Origin of the sequence: Methylobacterium nonmethylotrophicum, from assembly GCF_004745635.1 — a bacterium.
GTDB lineage: Bacteria > Pseudomonadota > Alphaproteobacteria > Rhizobiales > Beijerinckiaceae > Methylobacterium > Methylobacterium nonmethylotrophicum.
This window is the reverse complement of the sequence record NZ_SRLB01000009.1, coordinates 148,399-173,572: the sequence shown is the minus strand read 5'-3', so window position 1 is coordinate 173,572 and position 25,174 is coordinate 148,399. Positions and strand designations below refer to the sequence as shown.

Genomic DNA, 25,174 nt, shown 5'->3' with positions numbered 1-25,174 from the left:
TATGCACGAAGATTGACAAAATATACAAGATGGGTGTGTGTTGGGGGCATCAGGCGGCGGGGCGTCACCCTGGCCGTCATCGCGAGACGCGGGAAGAGCCGCGCTCCGTCCAGAGGAAACGCCATGGCTCTCACCCGCCGCACCCTCGTGTCCGCCGCCCTCGCCGCCCCCGCGCTGATCGGGCTCGGACGGGCCGCGCAGGCCGCCACGACCCTCAAGCTCTCGCACCAGTTCCCGGGCGGCACCGTCGACGAGGGCGATTTTCGCGACCGGATGTGCCGCAAGTTCGCGGCCGCGGTGCAGGAGCGCTCGAAGGGGGCGCTCGAGGTGCAGGTCTATCCCGGCTCGTCGCTGATGAAGACCAACGCCCAGTTCAGCGCGATGCGGAAAGGGGCGCTGGACATGAGCCTCTATCCGCTGCCCTATGCCGGCGGCGAGGTGCCGGAGACCAATATCGGGCTGATGCCCGCACTCGTGACCTCCTACCCGCAGGCGATGGCCTGGAAGGCGGCGCCGGTCGGCCGCAAGCTCACCGAGATCCTTCTCTCCAAGAACATCGTGCTGGTGTCCTGGGTCTGGCAGGCCGGCGGCGTGGCGAGCCGCGAGCGCCCGCTGGTGCGGCCGGAGGACGCCAAGGGCCTGAAGGTGCGCGGCGGCTCGCGCGAGATGGACCTGATGATGAAGGCCGCCGGCGCCGCCACCCTGAGCCTGCCGTCGAACGAATCCTACGCCGCGATGCAGACCGGCGCCTGCGACGCGGTCATCACCTCCTCGACCAGCCTGATCTCGTTCCGGCTCGAGGAGCTGGCGAAGTCCCTCACCTCGGCCCGGGACCGCTCGTACTGGTTCATGCTCGAGCCGATCATGATGTCGAAGACGATCTTCGACGGGCTCACCAAGGACCAGCGCGACCTGATCATGACGGTCGGCGCCGAGCTCGAGACCTTCGGCCAGGAGGGCGCCAAGGCCGACGACACCCGGGTCGAGCAGATCTTCGGCAAGGCCGGCGCCAAGGTGGAGAACCTCGACGAGGCGACGCTGAACCGCTGGCGCGACCTCGCCCGCGACTCGGCCTGGAAGGACTACGCGGCGAAGTCGTCGTCCTGCGCCGAGATGCTGAAGCTCGCGGAGGCGGTCGCGTGAGCCACGCCTTCGATGCGGCCTCCGCGGCCGCGGAGCCGGATCGCGCCGCCGCGCGGGTCCGGCTGCCCGGGCCGCTCGCGGCCATCGACGCCGCCATGGGCGACCTCAACCGGGTGATCCTCCTCCTCGGCGGCGTCGCCCTGGTGGCCGCCTGCCTGGTGCTGAGCTACAGCGTCGTCGTCCGCTACTTCCTGAAGATCCCGACGGAGTGGCAGGACGAGACGGCGGTGTTCCTCATCGTCGGCGCCACCTTCCTGTCGGCGGCGGGCGTGCAGGCCCGGCGCGGCCACGTCGCCATCGAGGCGCTGACCGGCCTGCTCTCGCCCCGGGCGAACCGGATCCGCCTGATCGTCGCCGACGTCGTCAGCCTCGCCTTCGTGGCCTTCTTCGCCTGGAAGAGCTGGACGCTGCTGCACGAGGCCTGGGTCGACGGCCAGATCTCGCAATCGACCTGGGGCCCGCCGCTCTGGATCCCCTACTCGCTGATGGCCCTCGGCATGACGCTGCTCGGCCTGCAATTCCTGCTCCAGATCGCCGAGGCCGTCGCCCGCGGCCCGGCCGCCGCCGGCTTCGCCGATCCCAAAGTGGGGCTCGGGGCCGACCTCGAACGCGCCAAGAAGCATGACACGAAGGGACCTGCCCGATGAGCACCGCGATCGTCGGCGCCCTCTACGCGGGAGCCACCTTGAGCGCGATGCTCGCCGGCATCCCGATCGCCTTCGCGCTCGGCGCGGTGGCGCTCGTCTTCATGCTGGCCTTCATGCCGGGCGCCTCCCTCGATACGGTGGCGCAGAACGTCTACGAGGAGATGGCCTCGATCACCCTCCTGTCGATCCCGCTCTTCATCCTGAAGGGCGCGGCGATCGGCCGGTCGAAGGCGGGCCAGGACCTCTACTCGGCGATGCATGCCTGGATGCACAAGATCCCGGGGGGCCTCGGCATCGCCAACGTCTTCGCCTGCGCGCTCTTCGCAGCCATGGCGGGATCGAGCCCCGCGACCTGCTCGGCGATCGGCTCGGCCGGCATCCCGGAGATGCGCCGGCGCGGCTATTCCGGGGGTTTCGCCGCCGGCATCATCGCGGCGGGCGGCACGCTGGGCATCCTCCTGCCGCCCTCGATCACCATGATCCTCTACGCGGTGGCGGCCGAGCAGTCGCTCGGGCGGCTCTTCCTCGCCGGCATCGGCCCGGGGCTGCTGCTGGTCCTGCTGTTTGCCGCCTACTCCGTCTGGCGCTTCCGGCGCGAGTTCGCGACCGCGCGGGCGGCCTACGCGACCGGCGGGCCCGCGCACCCGATCCTGGCGGAGGACCGCTACTCGATGGCCGAGCGCTTCTCGACCCTGCCGCGGGTGCTGCCCTTCGTGGTGCTGCTCACCGGCGTGATGGTGGCGCTCTACGGCGGCTACGCCACCCCCTCGGAGACGGCCGGCCTCGGCGGCATCCTGGCGCTCGTGCTGATCGCGGCGATCTACGGCGTCTGGCGGGCCCGGGACGTCAGCCCGATCCTCACCGCGACCCTGCGCGAATCGACCATGCTGATGCTGATCATCGGCATGTCGCTGCTCTACGCCTACGTGATGAGCTACCTCCACATCTCGCAGGCGGCCGCCGCCGCGATCGTGGCGATGCAGCTCTCGCCCTGGCTGCTGCTCCTGACCATCCTGCTGCTCGTCGTGGGCCTCGGCTTCTTCCTGCCGCCGGTCTCGATCATCCTGATGACCGCGCCGATCATCCTGCCGCCGCTCAAGGCGGCCGGGTTCGACCTCGTCTGGTTCGGCGTGGTGATGACCATCACCATGGAGATGGGGCTGATCCACCCGCCGGTCGGCCTCAACATCTTCGTCATCAAGAACATCGCGCCGGACATCCCGCTCTCCGACATCATCTGGGGCACCCTGCCCTTCGTGATCCTGATGGCCGTGGCGATCCTGGTGCTCTGCGTCGCGCCCGGCATCGCCCTGTGGCTGCCCGACTTGCTCTTGCCCTCGACCAAGTAGAGGCGCCACCATGGCCGGGGCGAGCCCGGGCGCCGCGCGGCGCCCCTCCCTCCCCTCCGCTGACCCGGCGGAGCCCTATTTCCTCAAGCACGGCTCCGGCGGCCCCCGGCGGGACCAGCCCGGACGTGATGCGAGCGATTGTGAGCAAAGCCCCATGGCGGCGATCTCGTTCCTCGGCGACCTCCTCCAGAGCATCTCGGACCGGGGCCGCGGGCTGATCGCCTTCGGGCGCGACGACCCCGCCAAGGCGAGCGTCGCCGAGGTGGTGAAGCTGTGCGAGGACCTGATCTCGCGGCGCGGCGAGGCCTCGGGCGTGGCGCTCGCCCGCATCATCCTCGACCGCTACGGGAGCTTCTCCCGCGCCGACCGCCACGAGTTCCTGCGCCGGATCGCCCTCGAGTTCGGGGCCGACCACGAGGCGGTCGCGGGCGCGATCGCGGCCTACGGCAAGGCTCCGTCGCGGGCGACGCTGGGGCGCCTGCACGAGGCGGCCGAGCCGCGCTCGCAGGAGCTGATCCGCCGCCTCAACCTCGCCCGCGACGGCACGATCGCGCTGGTGCGGATGCGCGAGGACCTGTTCTCCCTGCGCGACGCGGCCCGCAAGGCCGACAAGCCGGATGCGGCTCTCGCCGAGGCCGTCGACAGCCTCGATTCCGACTTCGAGCACCTGTTCGCGTCCTGGTTCAACCGCGGCTTCCTGGTGCTGCGCCGGATCGACTGGACCACCCCGGCCCACATCCTGGAGAAGATCATCCGCTACGAGGCGGTGCACGCGATCTCGGGCTGGGACGACCTGCGCCGGCGGATCGAGCCGCCGGACCGGCGCTGCTTCGCGTTCTTCCACCCGGCGCTCCTCGACGAGCCGCTGATCTTCGTCGAGGTGGCGCTGACCACCGGGATCGCCGCGGCGATCGCCCCGATCCTGGCCCACGAGCGCCAGCACACCGCGACCCGCGAGGCGACGACGGCGATCTTCTACTCGATCTCGAACTGCCAGAAGGGCCTGGCCGGCATCACCTTCGGCAACTTCCTGATCAAGCAGGTGGTGGAGGACCTCTGCCGCGAGATGCCGGCGCTCAAGACCTTCGTGACCCTGTCGCCGGTGCCGGGCTTCCGCACCTGGCTCGACCGCGAGCGCCGGGCCGATGCGCCGCAGGGACTGACCCGCGAGGACGTCGAGACCCTGCGCGTCCTCGACCAGCCCGACTGGCACGCCGACAAGGCCAAGGCCGACGCGGTGAAGAAGGCGCTCCTGCCGGCCGCCGCCTACTACTTCCTGCGCGCCAAGACCCCCCGCGGCAAGCCGGTCGACCCGGTGGCGCGCTTCCACCTCGGCAACGGCGCGCGGCTGGAGCGCCTGAACCACCTCGGCGACGTCTCGCCGAAGGGCCTCTCCCAGGGCTACGGGCTGATGGTGAACTACCTCTACGACCTCGCGGCGATCGAGAAGAACCACGAGACCTACGCCAATCTCGGCACCGTCTCGGCCTCGCTCACGGTCAACCGCGAGCTGCGCCAGAACCTGCCGCCGGCGCGGTCCGTGGCGCTGGCGGAGGCGTGAGAATCCTCCTCTCCCCGCGGGCGGGGAGAGGGCTGTGTTCCCGTTCAGGGAACGCAGCGAGGCGGCAGCCGAGGGTGAGGGGGAGGTGCCGGATGTGGCTCCTCCGGAAATACCCCCTCACCCTCGCCCTTCGGGCTTGCCGTATCTCCTGAACGGAGACACGGCCCACTCCCCGCCCGCGGGGAGAGGAGAGAGACCCGCGTTCTTCGAGTGGACGGCCTAGCCGCTCGTCTCGCCGACGACTGAAGAGTCCCCCATGTCCAACCACTTCTTCGACATCGTCCGCTCCCGCCTTCCCGCCGATCCGTCGGGCCACCTGTTCCTCGAGACGCCGGAGGGCGTGCGCTGGAGCTACGCCGACCTGGTCGCCGAATCGGGCCGTTACGCCGCGGCGCTCGTCGGCCTCGGCGTCGCGCCCGGCGACCGGGTCGCCGTGCAGGTGGAGAAGAGCCCGGCGGTGATCGCGCTCTATCTCGGCTGCGTGCGGGCGGGCGCGGTCTTCCTGCCGCTCAACACCGGCTACACCCCGGCCGAGATCGCCTACTTCCTGGGCGATGCCGAGCCGGCCCTGTTCGTCTGCGATCCGGGCAAGCGCGACGCCCTCGCGCCCGTCGCCGAGGCGGCGAGCGTGAAGCAGGTCGGCACCCTCGATGCGAAGGGCGAGGGCACCATGGCGGCCGAGGCCGCGGGCCAGACCGGCGACTTCGCCGACGTGTCCCGCACCTCCGACGACCTGGCGGCGATCCTCTACACGTCGGGGACGACCGGGCGCTCGAAGGGCGCGATGCTGACCCACGACAACCTGTCGTCGAACGCGCTCACGCTGGTCGATCACTGGCGCTTCACGTCCCGGGACGTGCTGATCCACGCGCTGCCGGTCTTCCACACCCACGGCCTGTTCGTCGCCACCAACACGGTGCTGATGGCGGGCGCAGGCATGATCTTCCTGCCCAGGCTCGACCCTCCGCTGATCCTGTCGCTGATGGGCCGGGCGACGGCGCTGATGGGGGTTCCGACCTTCTACACCCGCCTCCTCAAGGAGCCCGGCCTGACCCGGGAGGCGACCGCGGGCATGCGCCTGTTCGTCTCCGGCTCGGCGCCGCTGCTCGCCGAGACGCATCGCGAGTGGCAGGACCGCACCGGCCACGCGATCCTCGAGCGCTACGGCATGACCGAGACCAACATGAGCACCTCGAACCCCTATGACGGCGACCGGGTCGCCGGCACGGTCGGGTTCCCGTTGCCCGGCGTCTCGCTGCGGGTGGTCGATCCGGAGACCGGCAAGGGGCTCGCGGCCGACGAGGTCGGGATGATCGAGGTGCGCGGGCCCAACGTGTTCAAGGGCTACTGGCGCATGCCGGAGAAGACGGCGGCCGAGTTCAAGGCCGATGGCTTCTTCATCACCGGCGACCTCGGCAAGGTCGACCGGCGCGGCTACGTCCACATCGTCGGCCGCGGCAAGGACCTGATCATCACGGGCGGCTTCAACGTCTACCCGAAGGAGGTCGAGACCGAGATCGACGGGCTGCCCGGGGTGCTCGAATCGGCGGTGATCGGGGTGCCTCACCCGGATTTCGGCGAGGGTGTCACCGCCGTCGTGGTGCCCCGCGGGGGGGAGACGCCGAGCGAGGCCGCGATCCTCTCGGCCCTCGAGGGCCGGCTCGCCAAGTTCAAGCTGCCCAAGCGCGTCATCATCGCGGACGAATTGCCCCGCAACACCATGGGCAAGGTGCAGAAGAACCTGCTGCGCGAGACGCACAAGGGCTTGTACGGGGGCTGAGCGTCGGCTTCGTTCTCTCGATCGTGCGGACACTCCCTGCAATGTCATCCCGGGTTCTCGCCAGGGCGCGCCCCGGGATGACGGCGAGAATTGGCGACCGCAGTGGCGGATCGTCTCAGATGCTTGCCTTCATCTGAGACCGTATCGCCACATGCCTCCTTGACGCCTCCTCGGCCAAGATGCCGACTTGGCCAAGATGCCTACTTGGCCAAGGCCGCCAGGATCCGCGCCCAGCTCCGGGTGCCCTTGTGGAAGCTCTGCAGGTCGTATTTCTCGTTGGGCGAGTGGACCCGGTCGTCGTCGAGCCCGAAGCCGACGAGGAGCGTGTCGAGGCCGAGCGTCCGCTTGAAGTCGCCGACGATCGGGATCGAGCCGCCCGACCCGATCGTGACCGGGGCCTTGCCCCATTCCTCGGCGAGCGCGCCCTTCGCGGCCTCGAGGGCCGGCATGCCGTGGGGGAGCGCCAGCGCCCGCGAGCCCTTGTGGGTGAGGATCTCGACCGAGCAATCGGCCGGGATGCGGGCCTCGACGAAGGACCGGAAGTTGCGGTCCAGCGCCTCCGGATCCTGGTCGCCGACGAGGCGGAACGAGATCTTGGCGCTCGCCTTCGCGGCGATCACCGTCTTGGTGCCCTCCCCCGTATAGCCGCCGATGATGCCGTTGGCGTCGCAGGTCGGGCGGGACTGGATCTGCTCGATCAGCATCCGGTCGCGCTCGCCGGCCGGCCGGTCGAGGCCGACGGTGCCGAGGAAGCTCTCAGGGGTCAGGTCGAGGCCGCGCCACTGCTCCAGGACCTCGGGCGGCGTCTCGTGCACGCCGTCGTAGAAGTGGGGCACGGTCACCCGGCCCTGGTCGTCGTGCAGGTCGGCGATGATGCGCGACAGCACCCGGATCGGGTTGGCGGCCGCGCCCCCGAACAGGCCCGAATGCAGGTCCCGGTCGGCGCAGGAGACGGTGACCTCGAAATAGGCCAGGCCCCGCAGGGACGAGGTGATGGCCGGGGTGTCGCGGTCCCACATGCCGGTGTCGCAGACCAGCGCCAGGTCGGCCTTCAGCTCCTCGCGGTTCGCCGCGACCCATTCGGGCAGGAACTTCGAGCCGTCCTCCTCGGCGCCCTCGACCAGGATGGTGACGCCGACCGGCAATTCGCCGTCGATCGCCTTGAAGGCGCGGCAGGCCTCCACGAAGGTCATCACCTGGCCCTTGTCGTCGCACGCGCCCCGCGCGCTGATCACCTGGCGGCCGTCGGGCAGGGTCGCCATGCGGGGCTCGAAGGGCGGCGTTTCCCAGAGGTCCAGCGGATCGACCGGCTGCACGTCGTAGTGGCCGTAGAACAGCACGTGCGGGGCACCGGGCTTGGGGTAGTGGGCGAGCACCACAGGGTGGCCGCCGGTCTCGCGCAAGGACGCCTCGAAGCCCATGGCGGCGAGATCGCCCTTGAGCCACTCCGCCGCCTTCCGGCACTCCGCCGCGTAGGCCGGATCGGTCGAGATCGACGGGATGCGCAGGAAGGCGAACAGCCGCTCCAGCGAGGTGTCGAGATCGCGGTCGATGTCGTCGAGGATCCGGTCAAGCGCGGCCATGCGGTGTCTCCGGTCTGGCCGGGCCCCCGTGGGCCCGGCATGCGCGCGTCATCCCTAGCGCAGCGCCGCGGTCACCTGAAGCGGCGAGGTGCGGGCCGCCGGCGGCGTCGGACGCATGGCCCGCGGACGGCGGCCCGCGACCCCGCTCTCCCGAAAGCTCCCGCGTGAGCCCCACATCTCTGCGGGTTGTGCCGCATTCGCCTGGTTCGGCCCGAGCGTTCCGACGGTGCGCATTCACCTGTGTGACCCGACCAACGCGGCGGTCCGGGTGAGGCGGTGGCACATAGGTCCCCGCCGGCCGCCGCACCGTCCCTTTCACGCCGCCAGGACGCCCGCCGCTGCTTCAGCCACCCCATCCGTGGCGCGGTTCGCCGCGATCCACGTCGCGGCCGTCTCGGCGGGCAAGCCGCCCTTCGCCTCGTTCTGCGCCGTCACGGTCTCCCGCCGCAGCCGGGCCGCCACGGTCGCATCGGCGTCGCCGGTCGCCGCCGACCGCCGCGGCACCCCAGGTCTCGGCGAGCCCGGAGGGCACGGTGCGCGTCGCGGCGCCTCAGCGGGCGGGCGGCACCATGCCGAGGAAATCCGCCATCAGGGCGAGCTGACCCTCCAGCATCGGCAGGCCCGGATGGGTGCGGCAGCCCCGCGCCGCCGCCTCGCGCAGCAGCCTGGTCTCGGCCGGCTGCATGATGATCTCGGCCACGCGCTGGCCCGGCGCGAGCCGGCTCGCGTCGAGCGGCAGGGGATCGTCGGGGCGCAGGCCCAGCGAGGTGGCGTTGACCACGAGGTCGTGCCCCGTCGGGTCGGGATCGCCGCTCGCCAGCGGCAGGTCGGGAAAGAGCCGGCGCAGGCGGCCGAAGAGGTCCTCCACCCGCGCGGCGGTGCGGTTGTGGACCGTCAGGCGGGCGATCCCCGCCTCCGCCAGCGCGAAGGCGATGGCGTTCGCCGCCCCGCCCGCCCCGGCGAGGTAGGCGCTGCGGCCGCGCAAGTCGTGGCCGGCCGCCCGCAGGCCCGCGACGAAGCCGGCGCCGTCGAGGATCTCGCCGACGAGCCGGCCGTCGGGCTCGCGCCGCACGGCGTTGACCGCCCCGACGAGCCGGGCCGCGTCGCTGACGGCATCGAGGAGCGGCACGATCGCCGTCTTGTGCGGCACGGTGACGATCGCGCCGCCGAAGCTCTTCACCGCCCGCAGGCCCGTCAGCACCGTCGCGAGGTCGGCGGAGGCGACGTGGAACGGCACCATCACGCCATCGACGCCGCGCTCGGCCATGATGCGGTTGAGCCCCTGCGGCGCCTTCACCTGGTGGATCGGGTCGGCGAGGATCCCGAAGACGCGCGTGTGGCCGGTGATCTCGAGCATCGCGCTCAACCTCCGAATCGCTCGGTGCGGATCGTCTGGGGCGGCAGGCCGGCCTCGACCAGGAGGTCGGAGACGGCGGAGACGAAGGGGTTCGCCCCGCACACGAAGGTGTGGGCGGGCTGACCCAGGGCGGCGAGGGCCTCGCCGATCCGGCCCGCATCGAGGCGTCGGCCGCCCGGCACCCGGGTGAGGGTGAGCATCAGCCGGAAACCCGGCTCCTCGGCGTCGCGGCGGATCAGCTCCTCGCGGGCGATCACCTCCTCCTGCGTCCGGGCCGAGTAGAGCAGGAGCGCCGGCACCGCGGGCGCCGCCTCGGCGCGGTGGCGCAGTATGCTGAGGAGCGGCACCACGCCCGAGCCGCCGCCGACGAGGAGGAGCGGCCCGCCCTGCGGGGGATCCCACACGAAGGCGCCGCCGATCGGCCCGCGCAGCTCGATCGCATCGCCGGGCTCGGCCACGTCGGCAAAGAAGCCCGAGACCTCGCCGTCGTCGAGGCGCTCGATCAGGAGGTCGATCGCCTCCGGCCGCGACGGGGACGAGGCGATGGAGTAGCTGCGCTGGGCCTGGTAGCCGTCCGGTGCGGTCAGGCGCACGTCGACGTGCTGGCCGGCCCGGAACGGCCGCGACCAGCCGACCGCGAGCGTCAGGCGCCGCACCCGCGGCGTCTCGGGGGCGGCGGCGGTGATCCGCGCCTCCTGCCAGGTCAGGGCCATGGAATGCCGCTCAATCGCCGGTGAAGCGCTGCTCGCGCCAGGGATCGCCGTACATGTGGTAGCCGCGCAGCTCCCAGAACCCGGCCTCGTCCTTCTGCGTGAAGCGCAGGCCCTTCACCCACTTGGCGCTCTTCCAGAAGTAGAGGTGCGGCACCAGCAGACGGGCGGGTCCGCCATGGTCGGGCGGGATCGCCTCGCCGGCGTAGCGGGTCGCCACCATGCCCTTGCCGCCGGCGAGGTCGGCCACCGGCACGTTGGTGGTGTAGTCGTCGTAGCCTTCCGCGAGCAGGTAGGCGGTCGGCGCCTCGATCCCGGCTGCCGCCAGGATGTCGTCGAAGGTCACGCCCTCCCAGGCGGTGTCGAACTTCGACCACTTGGTGACGCAGTGGATGTCGCCCGCCCAGCGGGTCCGCGGCAGGGCCTCGAACTCCTCCCAGGTCCAGCTCGTCAGGGGCTTGGCCCCCTCGCGCAGGGTGAAGCGCCAGCGCGCGAGGTCGATCTTCGGCGTCGGCCCGAGCTGCAGCACCGGGAAGTCGTCGGTGAGGTACTGGCCCGGCGGCAGCCGCTCCGCGTCCGGCCGCGGTGGGCGGCGCCCCGTGAACCCTCGCGTCACCATCAGGCTTCTCCTCTCCTCCTGTCCTGTCGTCGCCGTGCCGATGGCAGGACGTCCGGCGCATCGGGGCCGACGCGTAGAGCATTTTCCGACGAAGTGGACAGCGGTTCGTCGAAGAAAATGCGGCAAAATCAGAAACCTAGCGCACAGTCCGATTGCAACGCGATCGGGCGGTGCGCTAGCCGGGCTTGCTCGGCCCTCGAAGGCCGAGGGATCATTCGGCCTCACCATCGATGATCCGCGCGATGGCGTCGAGGAGGGAGGTATCCTCCCCGGCCATCCTGTCCATCCCCGCCATGCGGGCGATCACGGTCGCGGCCACCCGCTCCTCGACCGTTCCTTCCGCGTAGGCGAACAGGATCGCGGCGCGCTCGCCGTCGCGGTGGCAGCGGCCCTCGATCTGGCTGAGCTGGATCGCGCTGTGGCGCATGTCGTGGATGATCAGGCTGCGCGGCCGCTCGCCGCCCGGCAGCTCGTTGCGGTGGAGCGAGATCGATTCGGTGACGGTGAACACCACCGCGTCGAGTTCCCCCCGCTGGAAGGCCACCCGCACCGCCTCGTTGGCCTCAGGCGTCTGCGTGCCGTCGATGGTGCCGGCGCGCCAGCCGCGGCCGGTGAAGCCCGCGGCCAGCGCCGCACCGGTCTCCAGGAACGCCACCGAGACCGCGACCTGCTCGCCGGCCTCGAGCAGGTCCTCGGCGAGGTCGAGCGTGCCGGCGACGCGGATCAGGCTCGCCTTCTGGCGAAAGCGCAGATCCGCCGCCCAGCCGGCGGCGCGCCGGTTCGAGCCGCCCGACAGGCCCCATTCCCGGCGGAACTCGCGCCAGGTCGCGTCGTAGAGGCGCTTGGCCGCCGCATCGAGGGCGGTGGGGGCGAGGTCCCGCTGCACCTCGGGCCAGCCCGCGATGTCGGCGGGCCGCCGCCGCAGCCCGATCGCGTCGGCGCCGCGATAGAGCAGGCCGGCCATCGTCTCCGCGTCGCGGGCGTTCGGCTCCCAGGACCAGTTCTGCCAGCGCCCCTTGGCCCGGCCGATCTTCAGGTGCTGCATCAGGGCGCGGAAATCGGCCATCGTCTCGACCGGGCGGCCGACGGCGTGGCCCAGCAGCGTGCCGAGATAGGACAGTTCGTGCGGCGCCTGGCCGGCGGTGGCGCTGGCATAGATCGTGAAGCGTGCGGCCTCGGCCATCCGCCGGCAGGCCTGGCCCTGTTGCGAGTTCGGGTTGCGCAGGCGGTGGGCCTCGTCGAACACCACGATCGGCCAGACCCGCTTCGGTTGCCCGAGCTTGGCGAGCTCGTTGTTCTTCGCCCGCACCGAGCGGCGGGCGCTGGCGGCGGGAAGAGCCAGCAGGGACTTGGTGCGCTCGTAGTTGAGGAGCGTCACGTCCTTGGTCGCCAGCCCCGAACCCCGGATCGTGCGCCGCCATTGCGGCATCGCCCCCTTCGGGCAGACGATGAGCACGGCGCTCTCGGGCATCGCCGCGACGGCCCCCCACACGGACAGCGTCTTGCCGAGCCCGGTCATGTCGCCGAGGAGGAACCCGGGCCGCCCCTCCGCCCGCGCCGCCAGGATGGCGCGGATCGCCTCGACCTGATGCGGACGGGGGATCAGGCGGGGGGCGTCGGGGAGGAAGGTCATGGCGCCCCTATGCCGGCGGCCGGGGCGGGGCTCAAGTCCGCGATCCCGCGGGCCAGCCGTCAACCGACCTCCGGGCACCTCACGCCCGCGGCAGCGGTCCTTCGCAGGCCCTCGCCGCCCGCCAGGCGACGGCGAAGCCAGGGTCGATGACGTAGCCTGTCCCGGCCTCGTCCCGCCGGTACCACCCGTTGATCGCCGGCACGTGGCCCTTGCCGTGAACGGCCGTCGTCACGTGGCCGAGGACGGTCGCGACGAAATCGTCCGATCCGTGCTGGCGCATCTCGGCCTTGGTCACGGTCCGACGCTCGGCGAACATGTCGATCAGCGCGAGGCACTCCCGGTCGGAGACCATACGCCTACGCGCCCCGATGTGCCGGCGCGCCCGGTAGGCCGCGGCTCCCCAATCCATGAAATGATTTCCGCTTGCTCCGTCTCAATAAAGATCGAGCGCGCCTCCCCTCTCCCACACGGGAGAGGGGATCCCGCGCTTTGTTCTGATCGGAATAGATCAAGCGGAGAGCGAATTACAGGCTCGGTCCATCACGGAGCGGCGTCGCATCCTGCCGCCCCGGGCACGATCAATCCTTAGCCGGCCCGGCCTCGGCGAGGTACGCCCAGGCCGCAGCCTCCTCCGACAGGTCGAAGGTCTTGGTCTCGACCGGCAGGACCGCACCCGACAGCGTGATCATGGCGCGGGCGAACATCGGCGCGCCGACCACCACGTAGTTCCGGATATGCGCGACCGAGCGGGCCATGACTCCGCTGGCGTAGCCGTCGAACCGCGCGCCGAGATCGGAGCCCTCGTAGTTCGACATGATGAGCAGCATGTCGATCTTGCCGTGCGTCGTCATGGCCGCGTCGGCGATCGACGACATCCACTCGATATCCGGCTTCGTGATCCTGTCCTTGATCTCGAAGGCGATGAGGTCGGGCCGGGGCGCGTCGCGCCGGATGATCGAACCGTCTGGTGCTGCGCTCATGGAAGCCTCCGCGGCGTCTCTGCGGGTCGTGTCGGGAAGCCGAAAGCCGGGAAGGACGGGGCTTCGTCGTGCCGGAGCCGGGAGCCGGCATGCCGAAGCTCCGTCGATCCCCTACCCCGTTCCCGGGTCGACCTCGACCTTCTGCCGGTCGCCCGCATTGGCGCCTGATGTGTTGGCCTCGCCCTCGCCGTCCTGCGGCACCGCCGCGACGCCCTTCAGGTCGTCCGCCGTGATCGTGTCCTCGCGGGCGGGCTTGCCGCCCCGGTCGTCCTTGCGCTCCGCCATGCCATGCTCCTCACCAATCGACCTTGCCGCCGGTCCTCTCGGTCCGGTATGCGCCGTCCGCGACCTTCTTCCCCTCCGCGGGCCCCTGCGCGGCGACCTGGTCGGAATGGCCGCCGGAGCTGCCGCCGACCGAGACCGGCGGCCGGCCCGGCGTGCCGGCCGAGGACCATTCGCGCGTCCGCTCGGCCTCGTCGCGGCCGCCGCTCCCCTGCCGGGTGATCGCCGCCTGCTCGGGCGTCTGGTGGCCGCCGCCGGCAGCCGGCTCGCCGCGGCTGCCCACCACGTCGTCGGGCTTGCGTGTCATCGCCTCACCCCTCCTCGTCCTTGCCCAAAGACGCGGTCGCCCGGTCGATCGCCTCGCTGGTGGCCGGGCTGCCGGTCGAGGGGTCGCTGATGCGGCGCAGGTTCTCGGGCGGCGTCTCGTCCGCGGTGGCCTGGCTGCCGTCGATCGCGCCGATCGCGTCGCGGCGATAGAAGTCCGAGGCGATCCGGGCGTCGCGGGCCTCGCCCATCGGGTCGTGGTCCATGTCCCTCTGCGTCCGCTGCGGCACCCCGAGGTCGAGGGGAGAATCCTGCCCCATGTCCTGGCCGTTGCGGTCGGTATAGGGGTCGAAATCGCGCAGCGAGGGCCGCGCCTGATCCGTCTTCGCCATGGCCATCTCCTGTTGCGGCGGTCTCGTCGTGTCGGAGACAACACGGGGCGCGGCATGTGGTTTCTGCGGGTCAGGCCCGACCCCGCCCGCTCCCCCCGTGACAATTGCCGCGCTTGCTGGCAGGACGGCGCGAGTCCCACGGAGATCGTCCGCCCGTGACATCCGCCAATTCCCGCACCGCCGACCACCCGATCGACCCGCTGTTTCTCGAGCGCTGGTCGCCGCGCGCCTTCACCGGCGAGGCGGTGCCGCAGGCCGACCTCATGACGATGATCGAGGCGGCGCGCTGGGCCCCCTCGTCCTACAACTCGCAGCCCTGGCGCTTCGTCTACGGCTTACGCGACACGCCCGCCTGGGAGACGCTCCTCGGCCTGCTGGTGCCGTTCAACCAGGGCTGGGCGAAGAATGCCGGCGCGCTGGTCTTCCTGGTCTCGAACGAGATGATGCCCGGCAAGGACGGGCCGCAGCCCTCCTACAGCCACTCCTTCGATGCCGGCACCGCCTCGGCCCATTTCCAGCTCCAGGCGATCCGGATGGGCTGGCACGCCCACGGCATGGTCGGGTTCGATCAGGAGCGGGCGCCCGCCGCCCTCGGGCTGCCGCCCCACCACCGGGTCGAGGCCGCCTACGCGGTCGGGCGCCGGGGCGACCCGGCGATCCTGCCGGAGGGCATCCGCGCCCGCGAGGCCCCGAGCGGCCGCAACCCCCTCTCCGCCATCGCCTTCGAGGGCGGGTTCCCGACGGGCGAGGCGTGAGCCCCACCTCCTACGACGCGATGGTCTCCGGGTTCCGCTGGCGGATCCCGGACCGCTACAACATCGCGGTCGACGTCTGCGACCGCTGGGCCGCGGCCGACCCGGAGCGCCCGGCGATCCTCGACGTCGCCGCGAACGGCCGGGTCGAGACCTGGACCTACGCCGCCCTGCGCGAGGCCTCGAACCGCTTCGCGAACGCGCTTCGCGCTCACGGCGTCCAAGCCGGCGACCGGGTGGCGGTGCTGCTGCCGCAATCGCCCGCCGTGGTGGTGGCCCACCTGGCGATCTATAAGCTCGGCGCCGTGGCGCTCCCGCTCGCCGTGGTGTTCGGGCCCGAGGGCCTGCTCCACCGGCTGCGCGACGCCGGCGCGAAGGCGGTCGTGACCCATGCGGCCGGGGTCGCCAAGCTGACGCCCCTGCGCGGCGAGTTGCCGGACCTCGATCTCCTCGTCTCGACCGACGGGGCGTCGGACGGGGCGCTGGGCTATGCCGACCTGATGGCGGCGGCCTCGCCCGACCTCGTCCCGGTCGACACCCTGGCCGACGACCCGGCCCTGATGATCTACACCTCCGGCACCACCGGCCCGCCGAAGGGCGCGCTGCACGGCCACCGGGTGCTCCTCGGCCACCTGCCGGGCTTCGCCATGATGCACGAGTTCATGCCGAAGGCCGGCGACCGGATGTGGACACCGGCGGACTGGGCCTGGGCCGGGGGCCTGCTGAACGCGCTCCTGCCGAGCCTGCATCACGGCGTCGCCGTGGTGGCGCGCAAGGCGGAGAAGTTCGACCCCGAGGAGGCCTTCCGGCTGATGGCCGACCTCTCGGTCGCCAATGCCTTCGTGCCGCCGACGGCGCTCAGGATGCTGCGCATCGTCGAGGATCCGCGCCGGCGCTTCGACCTTCGCGCGCTGCGCACCCTGGCCTCCGCCGGCGAGATGCTGGGGCCGGAGACGTTCCACTGGGCGAAGGGCGCGCTCGGGCTCACCATCAACGAGGCCTACGGCCAGACCGAGTGCAACCTGGTGCTCGCCTCCTGCGCGGCGATCGGCGTCGCGCGGGCGGGCTCGACCGGCCGTCCCGTGCCCGGCCACCGGGTGGCGGTGATCCGCCCGGACGGCAGCCCGGCTTCCATCGACGAGACCGGCCAGATCGCCGTCGCCCGGCCCGACCCGGTGATGTTCCTGCGCTACTGGAACGACCCCGACGCCACGACGAGGAAGTTCCTGAGCGATGGACTTTCGGGCGACTGGATGACCACTGGCGACCAGGGCCGGGTCGATGCGGACGGCTACGTCCACTTCGTCGGGCGCGACGACGACGTCATCACCTCGTCGGGCTACCGCATCGGCCCGGGCGAGATCGAGGATTGCCTCCTGCGCCACCCGGCGGTGGCGCTCGCCGCCGCGGTCGGCAAGCCCGACCCGGTCCGCACCGAGATCGTCAAGGCCTTCGTGGTGCTGCGCCCCGGTCACACGGCCTCCGACGCACTCGCGGCCGAGATCCAGGCCTTCGTGCGCACCCGCCTCTCGGCCCACGAATACCCGCGCGAGATCGCCTTCCGGGGCAGCCTGCCGCTCACCACCACCGGCAAGATCATCCGTCGGGTGCTGCGGGACGAGGCGTAGGGCCATCGAGCCGGATCAACGATCGGAACTCGGCCGTGGCGAGACGGCGGGTCGCGCCTCTGCATCACGGCAGGGCGGAGGCGAGCCGCGCACCGCCAATGCAGCGAAGACTTGTCAGAACAAGAACATCGTCTTCTTCGAAAACCATTGATTTGATTGCAAAACAATCTTGCACTCGATCGCTTCACGCGCGAGTGGCAATGTCTGGACCGTCGAACGACCATAAACAAGACTGATTACCTACAGTTAGTCCATGGATGTCGTCGTATTGCAATCGCTTGTTAACGCGTGGCAGGCGAAAAATTCTACCTGCCCCAGCGTCATACACCTGCGATCTGCTCCGTGCCTCTGCGACCTCTCCGAGACGTTCCGGTCGCCGCCATGCGGAACCGGAACAGCATGCTCCTGCTCGTCGGCGGCCTGCTGCTGCCGAACGCCCTCGCGCTGGTCGCGGGCCTCGTGGCGGGCGTTCCCCCACGCACGAGCGCCATCGCGCTCTACGCCGCCCTCGGCCTCCTGGCGGGGCGGATCCCGGGCTGGCTGCTCGGGCTGCTCTGCCTGCCGGTGCTGATCCTCGACGTCGTCCTCGTCATCGACCGGATGTTCTTCCTCGGCCTGCCGGTCCTCGTGGACCTGATCGACTCACGCGTGCTTGTCGGCCTCCTGGCCTCGCCCCTCTATGCCGGCCTCGCCCTGGCGCTCCTCGGTTCCACGGCTGCATACCTGGCCTTCATGGTCCGGGCCGGCGCGGCGATGCGACGGGGCAGCCGTCCCGTCTTCGCGGCGGCCGCGGCAGCGCTGCTGATCGGCGACGCCGTGCTCAACGGTTCGGCGGCCTACGATTTCGGCCCGCTCGCGAGCGCCGCCAAGCCGTTCGAGTCGGCCAGCATCCAGTCCGGATTCGACGCCCTGCCCGACCAGACGCGACCACCCCGCCGGGTCCTGCTGGTCATGGTCGAGAGCCTCGGCGTCCTGCGCGATCCGGCCCAGCGCGCGGTCCTGACGGCGCCGTTCGAGGATCCGGCGCTGCGCCAGCTCTACGCGGTGGCGACCGGCACGAGCCCCTTCTTCGGCGCGACCGCCTCGGGCGAGATGCGCGAATTGTGCCGGACCTATGGCGGGCCCCGGCAGCTCCTTGGCGGGGAGGACCCGGCCTGCCTGCCCGAGCGGTTCGCCGCCCGCGGCTACCGGACGGCGGCGGTGCACGGCTTCCACGCCGGGTTCTACGACCGCGCGCGATGGTACCCGCAAGTGGGCTTCCAGCGCAGCCTGTTCGGCGAGGCCCTGGCGCCGCGTTTCGCCCGCCGCTGCCCAGGCCCCTTCCCGGGCCCCTGCGACACCGACCTGGTGGAGGCGGTCGGTGCCGAAATGCGGGAAGGGCAGGCCTCGTTCGTCTACTGGCTCACGCTGAACTCGCACGTGCCGGTACCGGGCGGGCTGGCGACGCCGAGGCTGGGCTGCGGGCGGCCAGGCAGCGTGTTCGCCGACGCGGAGGTCTGCGCCATGGTGGAGATCTGGCAGGACCTGTTCGGGGCGGTCGCCCGTCTCGCCCTCGCCCACCCGGGCACCGAGATCCTGCTCGTCGGCGACCACGCCCCGCCGCTGTGGCGCCGGGCCGCCCGCGAGGGCTTCGAGCCGGGTCAGGTCGCCTGGATCCGGCTCTCGCCGCTCCCGGTCGCGACCGCCGCCCTGCCCTGACGCGAAAGGGGCGGCGGGATTCCTCGATCCCGCCGCCCCTTTCGCGACGTCCCTCGCCGACAGCTCGGCGATCAGAAGCTCAGCGCCACCTTGGCCTCGCGCAGCTGGGCGATCTGACCCTCGATGTCGCGCTTGCGGTCGTAATCGTCGGTGGCGTCGTACTGGAGCTCGGCCGCCGCGATGTCGGCGTCGATGATCTCGGGCGTCAGCTCCTCGACCGGGGTCGCGCGCTCGGCGATCACGGTGAGCGAGGTGGCGTTGATCTCGGCGAAGCCCCCGCGCACCAGCACCCGCTTGCCGTGCTGCGGGCTCTCGGTGATGACCAGCATGCCGGTCTTGAGGGTGGTGAGCACGGGCGCGTGCCCGGGCAGCACCGTCATCTCACCCTCGGAGCCCGGCAGCTGCACGGCATCGACCGCGCCGGAATAGAGGATCCGCTCGGGGCCGACGAGGTCGAACTGGAAGGTGGCCATGGGGTCAGGTCGATTCCGGTTTCGGCAGACGCAAGAAGGGGCTTTGCGCGAAAGGGCCCGGCCGTGAGGCCGGGCCCGCTTTGGACGTTGCCGATCAGGCCGCGGCGGCGAGGCGCTGGGCCTTCTCCTTGGCCTCCTCGATCGAGCCGACCATGTAGAAGGCCGCCTCCGGGAGGTTGTCGTACTCGCCGTCCACCAGGCCCTTGAAGCCCTTGATGGTGTCCTCGAGCGCCACGAGCTTGCCGGGCGAGCCGGTGAAGATCTCGGCGACGTGGAACGGTTGGCTCAGGAAGCGCTCGATCTTGCGGGCGCGGGCGACCGTCAGCTTGTCCTCCTCGGACAGCTCGTCCATGCCGAGGATCGCGATGATGTCCTGGAGCGCCTTGTAGCGCTGCAGCACCTGCTGGACCCGGCGGGCGACGGTGTAGTGCTCCTCGCCGAGGATTGCCGGCGAGAGCATGCGCGAGGTCGAGTCGAGCGGGTCCACCGCCGGGTAGATGCCCTTCTCGGCGATCGAGCGCGACAGCACGGTCGTGGCGTCGAGGTGGGCGAAGGAGGTGGCGGGCGCCGGGTCGGTCAGGTCGTCGGCCGGCACGTAGATCGCCTGCACCGAGGTGATCGAGCCCTTGGTGGTGGTGGTGATGCGCTCCTGCAGGGCGCCCATGTCGGTGGCGAGCGTCGGCTGATAGCCCACCGCCGAGGGGATGCGGCCGAGCAGCGCCGACACTTCCGAGCCCGCCTGCGTGAAGCGGAAGATGTTGTCGACGAAGAACAGCACGTCCTGGCCTTCATCGCGGAAGTGCTCGGCGACGGTGAGGCCGGTCAGCGCGACGCGGGCGCGGGCGCCCGGGGGCTCGTTCATCTGGCCGTAGACCAGGGCGCACTTGGAGCCTTCCGCGGAGCCGTGCTCCTTGGGGTCCATGTTCACCTTGGACTCGATCATCTCGTGGTAGAGGTCGTTGCCCTCGCGGGTGCGCTCACCCACGCCCGCGAACACCGAATAGCCCGAATGGGCCTTCGCGATGTTGTTGATGAGCTCCATGATCAGCACGGTCTTGCCGACGCCGGCGCCGCCGAACAGGCCGATCTTGCCGCCCTTGGCGTAGGGAGCCAGCAGGTCCACCACCTTGATGCCGGTGACGAGGATCTGCGCCTCGGTCGACTGCTCGGCATAGGAGGGGGCCGGCTGGTGGATGGCGCGGAGCGCCTCGGTCTTGATCTCGCCGGCCTCGTCGATCGGCTCGCCGATGACGTTCATGATGCGGCCGAGCGTGTTGTTGCCGACCGGCACGCGGATCGGCGAGCCGGTGTCGGTGACCTCCTGGCCGCGGACCAGGCCCTCGGAGGTGTCCATGGCGATGCAGCGCACGGTGTTCTCGCCGAGCTGCATGGCGACCTCGAGGACGAGGCGGTTGCCCTGGTTCCTGGTCTCGAGGGCGTTCAGGATCTCGGGCAGGTGGCCCTCGAACTGCACGTCGACGACCGCGCCGATGACCTGGGTGATGTGGCCGACCTTGTTCGAGCCGGCGCCGGGGGTGGCAGTGTTCGCCATGATGCTAATCCCTGATTACGTGCGGTCAGAGCGCCTCGGCGCCCGAGATGATCTCGATCAGCTCCTTGGTGATCATCGCCTGGCGCGTCCGGTTGTAGATCAAGGTCTGCTTCTTGATCATCTCGCCGGCGTTGCGCGTGGCGCTGTCCATGGCGCCCATGCGCGCGCCCTGCTCGGAGGCGGCGTTCTCCAGGAGCGCCCGGAGGATCTGAACGGTGAGGTTCTTCGGGAGCAGGGCAGCCAGGATCTCGCCCTCGCCCGGCTCGTACTCGTAGACCGCATCGGCCGAGGCGCCGCTGGCGGCCGCGGTCGTGGCGATCTCGGCCGGGATGATCTGCTGCGCCGTCGGGATCTGGGCGATCACCGAGCGGAAGCGCGAGTAGAACAGCGTGGCGATGTCGAACTCGCCCGCGTCGAAGCGGCCGAGCAGGTTGCGGGCGATGCCTTCCGCATTCTCGAAGCCGAGCTGGCGCACGCCGCGCAGCTCGATCAGCTCGATGATCTGGTCGCGGAACTCGCGACGCAGGACGTCGTAGCCCTTCTTGCCGACGCAGATGATCTTGACCGTCTTGCCCTCCGCCATCAGGCGGCGGGCATGGTCGCGGGCGAGACGCGCGATCGAGGAGTTGAATGCGCCGCACAGGCCGCGCTCCGCCGTGCAGACGAGGAGCAGGTGGGTGCGGTCCTGGCCGGTGCCGGAGAGCAGCCGGGGCGTCTCCGCCCCGGGGGTCAGGTTGGCGGCGAGGTTGCCGAGCACCTGGGCCATGCGCTCGGCGTAGGGCCGGGCGCTCTCCGCCGCATTCTGCGCCCGGCGCAGCTTGGCGGCGGCGACCATCTGCATCGCCTTGGTGATCTTCTGGGTCGCCTTCACCGAGGTGATGCGATTGCGCAGGTCCTTCAGACTCGGCATCGGAGAGTCCCTTGCTGTCGAGCCGGAAGCTTACTGGAACGACTTGGCGAAGGACTCGACCACGCCCTTCAGCTTGGCGCCGCTGTCGGCCGACAGCTCCTTCGAGGTGCGGATCGTGTCGAGCAGGTCGGCGTGGCGGGTGCGCAGGGTCGAGAGCAGGCCGTCCTCGAAGGCCCGGACCCGGTTGACCGGGACCGCGTCGAGGTAGCCGTTCACGCCGGCATAGATCACCGCGACCTGCTCCTCCATCTTCAGCGGCGAGAATTGCGGCTGCTTCAGGAGTTCGGTCAGGCGGGCGCCACGGTTGAGCAGCTTCTGGGTCGAGGCGTCGAGGTCCGAGCCGAACTGCGCGAAGGCCGCCATCTCGCGGTACTGCGCCAGCTCGCCCTTGATCTTGCCGGCGACCGACTTCATCGCCTTGGTCTGGGCGGCGGAGCCGACGCGGGACACCGAGAGGCCGACATTCACCGCCGGGCGCACGCCCTGGTAGAACAGGTCGGTCTCAAGGAAGATCTGGCCGTCGGTGATCGAGATCACGTTGGTGGGGATATAGGCCGAGACGTCGTTGGCCTGGGTCTCGATGACCGGCAGCGCGGTCAGCGAGCCGGCGCCGGCGGCGTCGCCCATCTTGGCGGCGCGCTCGAGCAGGCGGGAATGCAGGTAGAACACGTCGCCCGGATAGGCCTCGCGGCCCGGCGGGCGGCGCAGCAGCAGCGACATCTGGCGGTAGGCCACGGCCTGCTTCGACAGATCGTCGTACACGATCACGGCGTGCATGCCGTTGTCGCGGAAATACTCGCCCATGGCGCAGCCGGCAAACGGCGCCAGGAACTGCATCGGCGCGGCGTCCGAGGCGGTGGCCGCGATGACGATCGAGTATTCGAGGGCGCCGTTATCCTCCAGCACCTTCACGAACTGGGCGACGGTGGAGCGCTTCTGGCCGACCGCGACGTAGACGCAGTACAGCTTGGCCTTCTCGTCGGTGCCGGCATGGGCCGGCTTCTGGTTCAGGATGGTGTCGAGGGCGACGGCGGTCTTGCCGGTCTGGCGGTCGCCGATGATCAGCTCGCGCTGGCCGCGGCCGATCGGGATCAGGGCGTCGATCGCCTTGAGGCCGGTCGCCATCGGCTCGTGCACCGACTTGCGCGGGATGATGCCCGGGGCCTTCACGTCGACCCGGCGGCGCTCCTCCGCCACGATCGGGCCCTTGCCGTCGATCGGGTTGCCGAGCGCGTCGACGACGCGGCCGAGCAGGCCCTTGCCGACCGGCACGTCCACGATGGCGCCGGTGCGCTTGACGGTCTGGCCTTCCTTGATCTCGCGGTCGGCGCCGAACACCACGACGCCGACATTGTCCTGCTCGAGGTTCAGGGCCATGCCGCGCACGCCCGACTCGAACTCGACCATCTCGCCGGCCTGGACGTTGTCGAGGCCGTAGACGCGGGCGATGCCGTCGCCGACCGACAGGACCTGACCGACCTCGGTGACTTCGGCCTCCTGGCCGAAGTTCTTGATCTGCTCCTTCAGGATGGCGGAGATCTCGGCGGCACGGATGTCCATCTGGACCTTCCCTCGTTCTTTCGGTGTCGGGCGTTGTTCAGAAGCGGCGGGTGCGTCGGGGGCCTTAGCGGGCGCCCTGCATCGCCAGGCGGATGCTGTTGAGCTTGGTGCGCAAGGAGGCGTCGACCATGCGGCTGCCGAGCTTGACGACGATGCCGCCGATCAGGCTCGGGTCGATGCGCAGGTCGAGGTCGACCTCGGCCTTGGCGACGTCACGCAAGGACGCCTTGATGTCCTGGAGCACCGCGTCGGACGGCTGCTCGGCGAGCCGCACCTCGGCGCGGACGATGCCCTTCGATTCGCGCACCAGCTCGCGATAGGCGCGGATCATGTCCGGCAGGGCGAAGAGCCGGCGGTTGGCGGCCGACAGGCGGATGAAGTTGGCGGCCAGGCCCTGGATCCCGGCCTTGGCAAGCACCGCCTCGATCGCCTTGACCTGGTCCTCGGCCGAGAAGGCCGGGCTGCGCACGAGGCGCCGCAGGTCGGCGCTCTCGGCCAGCAGGGCGTCGAACCGATCGAGCCCCTCGGCCACCGCGTCGACGGCCCGCTCGTCGCGGGCGAGCTCGAACAACGCCGAGGCGTACCGCCCGGCCACGCCCGCCAGGGGAGAACCCGATTCCGATGCGTTCTGAGCCACCAGCGCTCTCTCTTCGTGTCCTGGCCCGACGGGTCCGGCCGCATCGCGCCGGTCTTGGAAAAGAGCGGCGGCGGCGCGCGGCCCGTCGATGATGGGAAAGGCTCCGGCGCGAGGAGACAGCCCCCTCCCCCGGCGCGGCGCCGGCCTAGCATGGGTTCACGGGGGGCGCAAGGCGAGCGGGCGCGCGCGCAATCGCGAGGCGGGGCGTGGGCTTAAACCCGCCCGAGGGTGCCCCGCGATGGTCCGGCGGCGCCGGTTCGACGATGGTCGGATCGCGCGCGGGGGTCGCGCCGATGGCGGCGCGCGGCGCCGGTCTCCGGCCGTGCACAGGTTTCGGCCGGGTTTCCGAACGATTCTGCCTTCCCGCCGGGGCGGATCAGCTCGCGCAGGCGATCTCGTCGCACTCGGCCACCGCCGCGATCACCCGGGCGAGGCTCCTGGGTCCCGGATAGCCGAGCAGCGCCGAGGTGCCGACGACGTAGGACGGGGTCGCGTGCAGGCCGAGATTCGCGGCGAGCCGCATCTGCTCCTTGAGGGCGTCCCGCACCTCGTCCGAATCCGCCGCCTGCTCGATCCCCGCCCGGTCGTGGCCGAGGCGCGCCGCGGCGTCGAGCGCCCGGGGCCCGTCGATGCGCCCGGATGTGCCGGGCCCGAGGAGCGTGGCGTAGAGCTTCGCGGTCGCCGGCGAGCCGCCGGCGCGCTGCACCGCCAGCGCCACCTTCGCGGCCTGGGCCGACTGCACCGAGAGGATCGGGTTGTTGACGAGGCCCAGCCGCAGGTCCGGGTTGGTCGTGACCAGGTCGTCGAGGTCGCGCGCCGCCGCCCGGCACCACGGGCAGTTGTAGTCGAAGAACTCGTAGAGCGTGACCGAGGCCTCCCGCGGCCCGAGCCAGGTCACGCCGCGCAGACGGCCGATCTCGGAGGCGAGCTCGCCCGGCAGGCGGGTGTTGGGGATCGGCTGGCCGTTGTCGCCGGTGACCGCGCGCCACTGTCCCTCGGCCTGCGCCTGGGCCCTGGTGGCGAGGGCGGGGATGGCCGCCAGGGAGGCGGCAAGGAGGGTGCGGCGGGAGAGCGGCATGGTTCTGCGTCCAGGGCGACGGGACCTCGTCACCCCATGGGACTAGCTCGGCCATTTTGGCCGGATGATGGCCTCACGCCGCCTCCGCCAGCGCCTTCACCACCGCCGCCTCCAAGGCCTGCGGCGTCACCCGAGGCGCAAAGCGCGCGATCACCCGCCCGTCGCGGCCAACCAGGAACTTGGTGAAGTTCCATTTGATCGCCCGGGTCCCGAGGAGACCCGGCCTGGCCTCCTTGAGGTGGGCAAACAGCGGCTCGGCCTTCGCGCCGTTGACCTCGACCTTCGCGAGGAGCGGGAAGGTGACGTCGTAGTTCACGGTGCAGAACCGGGCGATCTCCTCCGCGTCGCCCGGCTCCTGGGCGCCGAACTGGTTGCAGGGAAAGCCCAGCACCACGAGGCCCGCGTCGCGGTGGCGGCGCCACAGCGCCTCAAGACCGGCATAGTGCGGGGTGAAGCCGCAGCGCGATGCGGTGTTGACGACGAGGAGCACCTTGCCGCGGTACTGCGCCAGCGGATGGGGCGTGCCGTCCGGGGCGGCGGGGGCGAAATCGTGGACCGTGCTCATGGTCCGCTTATGCCCCACCCG

General features: G+C 71.0%; 26 protein-coding genes. 8 read left to right on the top strand and 18 right to left on the bottom strand.

What is annotated here, in order from left to right:
• Positions 1-123: 123 nt before the first annotated feature.
• From dctP to EU555_RS14045, 5 genes are all read left to right on the top strand, one after another.
• Positions 124-1,143 (top strand): TRAP transporter substrate-binding protein DctP, encoded by a 1,020-nt coding sequence (gene dctP, locus EU555_RS14065; protein WP_135415264.1) that lies wholly within the window; start codon positions 124-126, stop codon positions 1,141-1,143.
• Positions 1,140-1,790, top strand: a complete 651-nt coding sequence (locus EU555_RS14060; protein WP_135415263.1) for a TRAP transporter small permease — start codon at positions 1,140-1,142, stop codon at positions 1,788-1,790. The genes dctP and EU555_RS14060 overlap by 4 nt, the downstream gene beginning before the upstream one ends.
• Positions 1,787-3,139 (top strand): TRAP transporter large permease, encoded by a 1,353-nt coding sequence (locus EU555_RS14055; RefSeq protein ID WP_135415262.1) that lies wholly within the window; start codon positions 1,787-1,789, stop codon positions 3,137-3,139. Before EU555_RS14060 ends, EU555_RS14055 begins: the two co-directional genes overlap by 4 nt.
• Positions 3,140-3,293: 154 nt before the next feature.
• Positions 3,294-4,700 carry a malonyl-CoA decarboxylase gene (locus EU555_RS14050; RefSeq protein WP_135415261.1) on the top strand — a complete coding sequence of 469 codons (1,407 nt, stop codon included), beginning with the start codon at positions 3,294-3,296 and terminating at the stop codon, positions 4,698-4,700.
• A 256-nt stretch (positions 4,701-4,956) separates the two neighbouring features.
• Positions 4,957-6,480: a malonate--CoA ligase gene (locus EU555_RS14045; RefSeq protein WP_135415260.1), complete on the top strand. Its 1,524-nt coding sequence runs from the start codon at positions 4,957-4,959 to the stop codon at positions 6,478-6,480.
• Positions 6,481-6,680: 200 nt separating this feature from the next.
• Here the strand turns inward: EU555_RS14045 and EU555_RS14040 are convergent, their stop codons facing one another.
• The 11 genes from EU555_RS14040 to EU555_RS13995 all read right to left on the bottom strand — a co-directional run bounded on the left by EU555_RS14040 (position 6,681) and on the right by EU555_RS13995 (position 14,300).
• Positions 6,681-8,063, bottom strand: coding sequence for a M20/M25/M40 family metallo-hydrolase (locus EU555_RS14040; RefSeq protein ID WP_135415259.1), 1,383 nt, complete (start codon positions 8,061-8,063; stop codon positions 6,681-6,683).
• 315 nt (positions 8,064-8,378) lie between these two features.
• A complete protein-coding gene (locus EU555_RS14035) occupies positions 8,379-8,567 on the bottom strand; it encodes a hypothetical protein (protein WP_135415258.1) in 189 nt (62 codons plus the stop codon).
• A gap of 46 nt (positions 8,568-8,613) precedes the next feature.
• On the bottom strand, positions 8,614-9,420 hold the full coding sequence (locus EU555_RS14030) for a shikimate dehydrogenase family protein (RefSeq protein ID WP_135415257.1): 807 nt from the start codon (positions 9,418-9,420) through the stop codon (positions 8,614-8,616).
• 5 nt (positions 9,421-9,425) lie between these two features.
• On the bottom strand, positions 9,426-10,133 hold the full coding sequence (locus EU555_RS14025) for an FAD-binding oxidoreductase (RefSeq protein WP_135415256.1): 708 nt from the start codon (positions 10,131-10,133) through the stop codon (positions 9,426-9,428).
• Positions 10,134-10,143: 10 nt separating this feature from the next.
• Positions 10,144-10,749: a sulfite oxidase-like oxidoreductase gene (locus EU555_RS14020; protein WP_135415255.1), complete on the bottom strand. Its 606-nt coding sequence runs from the start codon at positions 10,747-10,749 to the stop codon at positions 10,144-10,146.
• Between the two features lie 211 nt (positions 10,750-10,960).
• On the bottom strand, positions 10,961-12,382 hold the full coding sequence (locus tag EU555_RS14015) for an SNF2-related protein (RefSeq protein ID WP_135415254.1): 1,422 nt from the start codon (positions 12,380-12,382) through the stop codon (positions 10,961-10,963).
• Between the two features lie 79 nt (positions 12,383-12,461).
• On the bottom strand, positions 12,462-12,791 hold the full coding sequence (locus EU555_RS14010) for a hypothetical protein (RefSeq protein WP_135415253.1): 330 nt from the start codon (positions 12,789-12,791) through the stop codon (positions 12,462-12,464).
• A gap of 169 nt (positions 12,792-12,960) precedes the next feature.
• Positions 12,961-13,362 (bottom strand): SpoIIAA family protein, encoded by a 402-nt coding sequence (locus EU555_RS14005; RefSeq protein WP_135415252.1) that lies wholly within the window; start codon positions 13,360-13,362, stop codon positions 12,961-12,963.
• Between the two features lie 111 nt (positions 13,363-13,473).
• Complete coding sequence (locus tag EU555_RS36160) at positions 13,474-13,647, bottom strand: hypothetical protein (RefSeq protein WP_167858544.1); 174 nt, start codon at positions 13,645-13,647, stop codon at positions 13,474-13,476.
• A gap of 10 nt (positions 13,648-13,657) precedes the next feature.
• Positions 13,658-13,951 (bottom strand): hypothetical protein, encoded by a 294-nt coding sequence (locus EU555_RS14000; protein ID WP_135415251.1) that lies wholly within the window; start codon positions 13,949-13,951, stop codon positions 13,658-13,660.
• A gap of 4 nt (positions 13,952-13,955) precedes the next feature.
• A complete protein-coding gene (locus tag EU555_RS13995) occupies positions 13,956-14,300 on the bottom strand; it encodes a hypothetical protein (RefSeq protein ID WP_135415250.1) in 345 nt (114 codons plus the stop codon).
• Between the two features lie 155 nt (positions 14,301-14,455).
• On the opposite strand from EU555_RS13995, the gene EU555_RS13990 reads away from it, so the two are divergent.
• From EU555_RS13990 to EU555_RS13980, 3 genes are all read left to right on the top strand, one after another.
• The gene (locus EU555_RS13990) at positions 14,456-15,055 is read left to right on the top strand and encodes a nitroreductase family protein (protein ID WP_135415249.1); all 600 of its coding nucleotides are present in this window, start codon (positions 14,456-14,458) and stop codon (positions 15,053-15,055) included.
• 20 nt (positions 15,056-15,075) lie between these two features.
• Positions 15,076-16,680 (top strand): AMP-binding protein, encoded by a 1,605-nt coding sequence (locus EU555_RS13985; RefSeq protein WP_135415362.1) that lies wholly within the window; start codon positions 15,076-15,078, stop codon positions 16,678-16,680.
• A gap of 399 nt (positions 16,681-17,079) precedes the next feature.
• The gene (locus tag EU555_RS13980; protein ID WP_167858543.1) at positions 17,080-18,378 is read left to right on the top strand and encodes a sulfatase-like hydrolase/transferase; all 1,299 of its coding nucleotides are present in this window, start codon (positions 17,080-17,082) and stop codon (positions 18,376-18,378) included.
• A 71-nt stretch (positions 18,379-18,449) separates the two neighbouring features.
• Here the strand turns inward: EU555_RS13980 and atpC are convergent, their stop codons facing one another.
• The 7 genes from atpC to EU555_RS13945 form a co-directional block, all read right to left on the bottom strand.
• Positions 18,450-18,851 carry an ATP synthase F1 subunit epsilon gene (gene atpC / locus EU555_RS13975; RefSeq protein ID WP_135415247.1) on the bottom strand — a complete coding sequence of 134 codons (402 nt, stop codon included), beginning with the start codon at positions 18,849-18,851 and terminating at the stop codon, positions 18,450-18,452.
• A 94-nt stretch (positions 18,852-18,945) separates the two neighbouring features.
• Positions 18,946-20,403 carry a F0F1 ATP synthase subunit beta gene (atpD, locus tag EU555_RS13970; protein WP_135415246.1) on the bottom strand — a complete coding sequence of 486 codons (1,458 nt, stop codon included), beginning with the start codon at positions 20,401-20,403 and terminating at the stop codon, positions 18,946-18,948.
• Between the two features lie 25 nt (positions 20,404-20,428).
• Complete coding sequence (locus tag EU555_RS13965; protein WP_135415245.1) at positions 20,429-21,313, bottom strand: F0F1 ATP synthase subunit gamma; 885 nt, start codon at positions 21,311-21,313, stop codon at positions 20,429-20,431.
• A 30-nt stretch (positions 21,314-21,343) separates the two neighbouring features.
• A complete protein-coding gene (atpA, locus tag EU555_RS13960) occupies positions 21,344-22,873 on the bottom strand; it encodes a F0F1 ATP synthase subunit alpha (RefSeq protein ID WP_135415244.1) in 1,530 nt (509 codons plus the stop codon).
• Positions 22,874-22,937: 64 nt separating this feature from the next.
• Positions 22,938-23,510, bottom strand: a complete 573-nt coding sequence (locus EU555_RS13955; protein WP_135415243.1) for a F0F1 ATP synthase subunit delta — start codon at positions 23,508-23,510, stop codon at positions 22,938-22,940.
• Positions 23,511-23,886: 376 nt separating this feature from the next.
• Positions 23,887-24,588: a DsbA family protein gene (locus tag EU555_RS13950; RefSeq protein WP_135415242.1), complete on the bottom strand. Its 702-nt coding sequence runs from the start codon at positions 24,586-24,588 to the stop codon at positions 23,887-23,889.
• A gap of 73 nt (positions 24,589-24,661) precedes the next feature.
• On the bottom strand, positions 24,662-25,153 hold the full coding sequence (locus EU555_RS13945; RefSeq protein ID WP_135415241.1) for a glutathione peroxidase: 492 nt from the start codon (positions 25,151-25,153) through the stop codon (positions 24,662-24,664).
• Positions 25,154-25,174 lie beyond the last annotated feature (21 nt).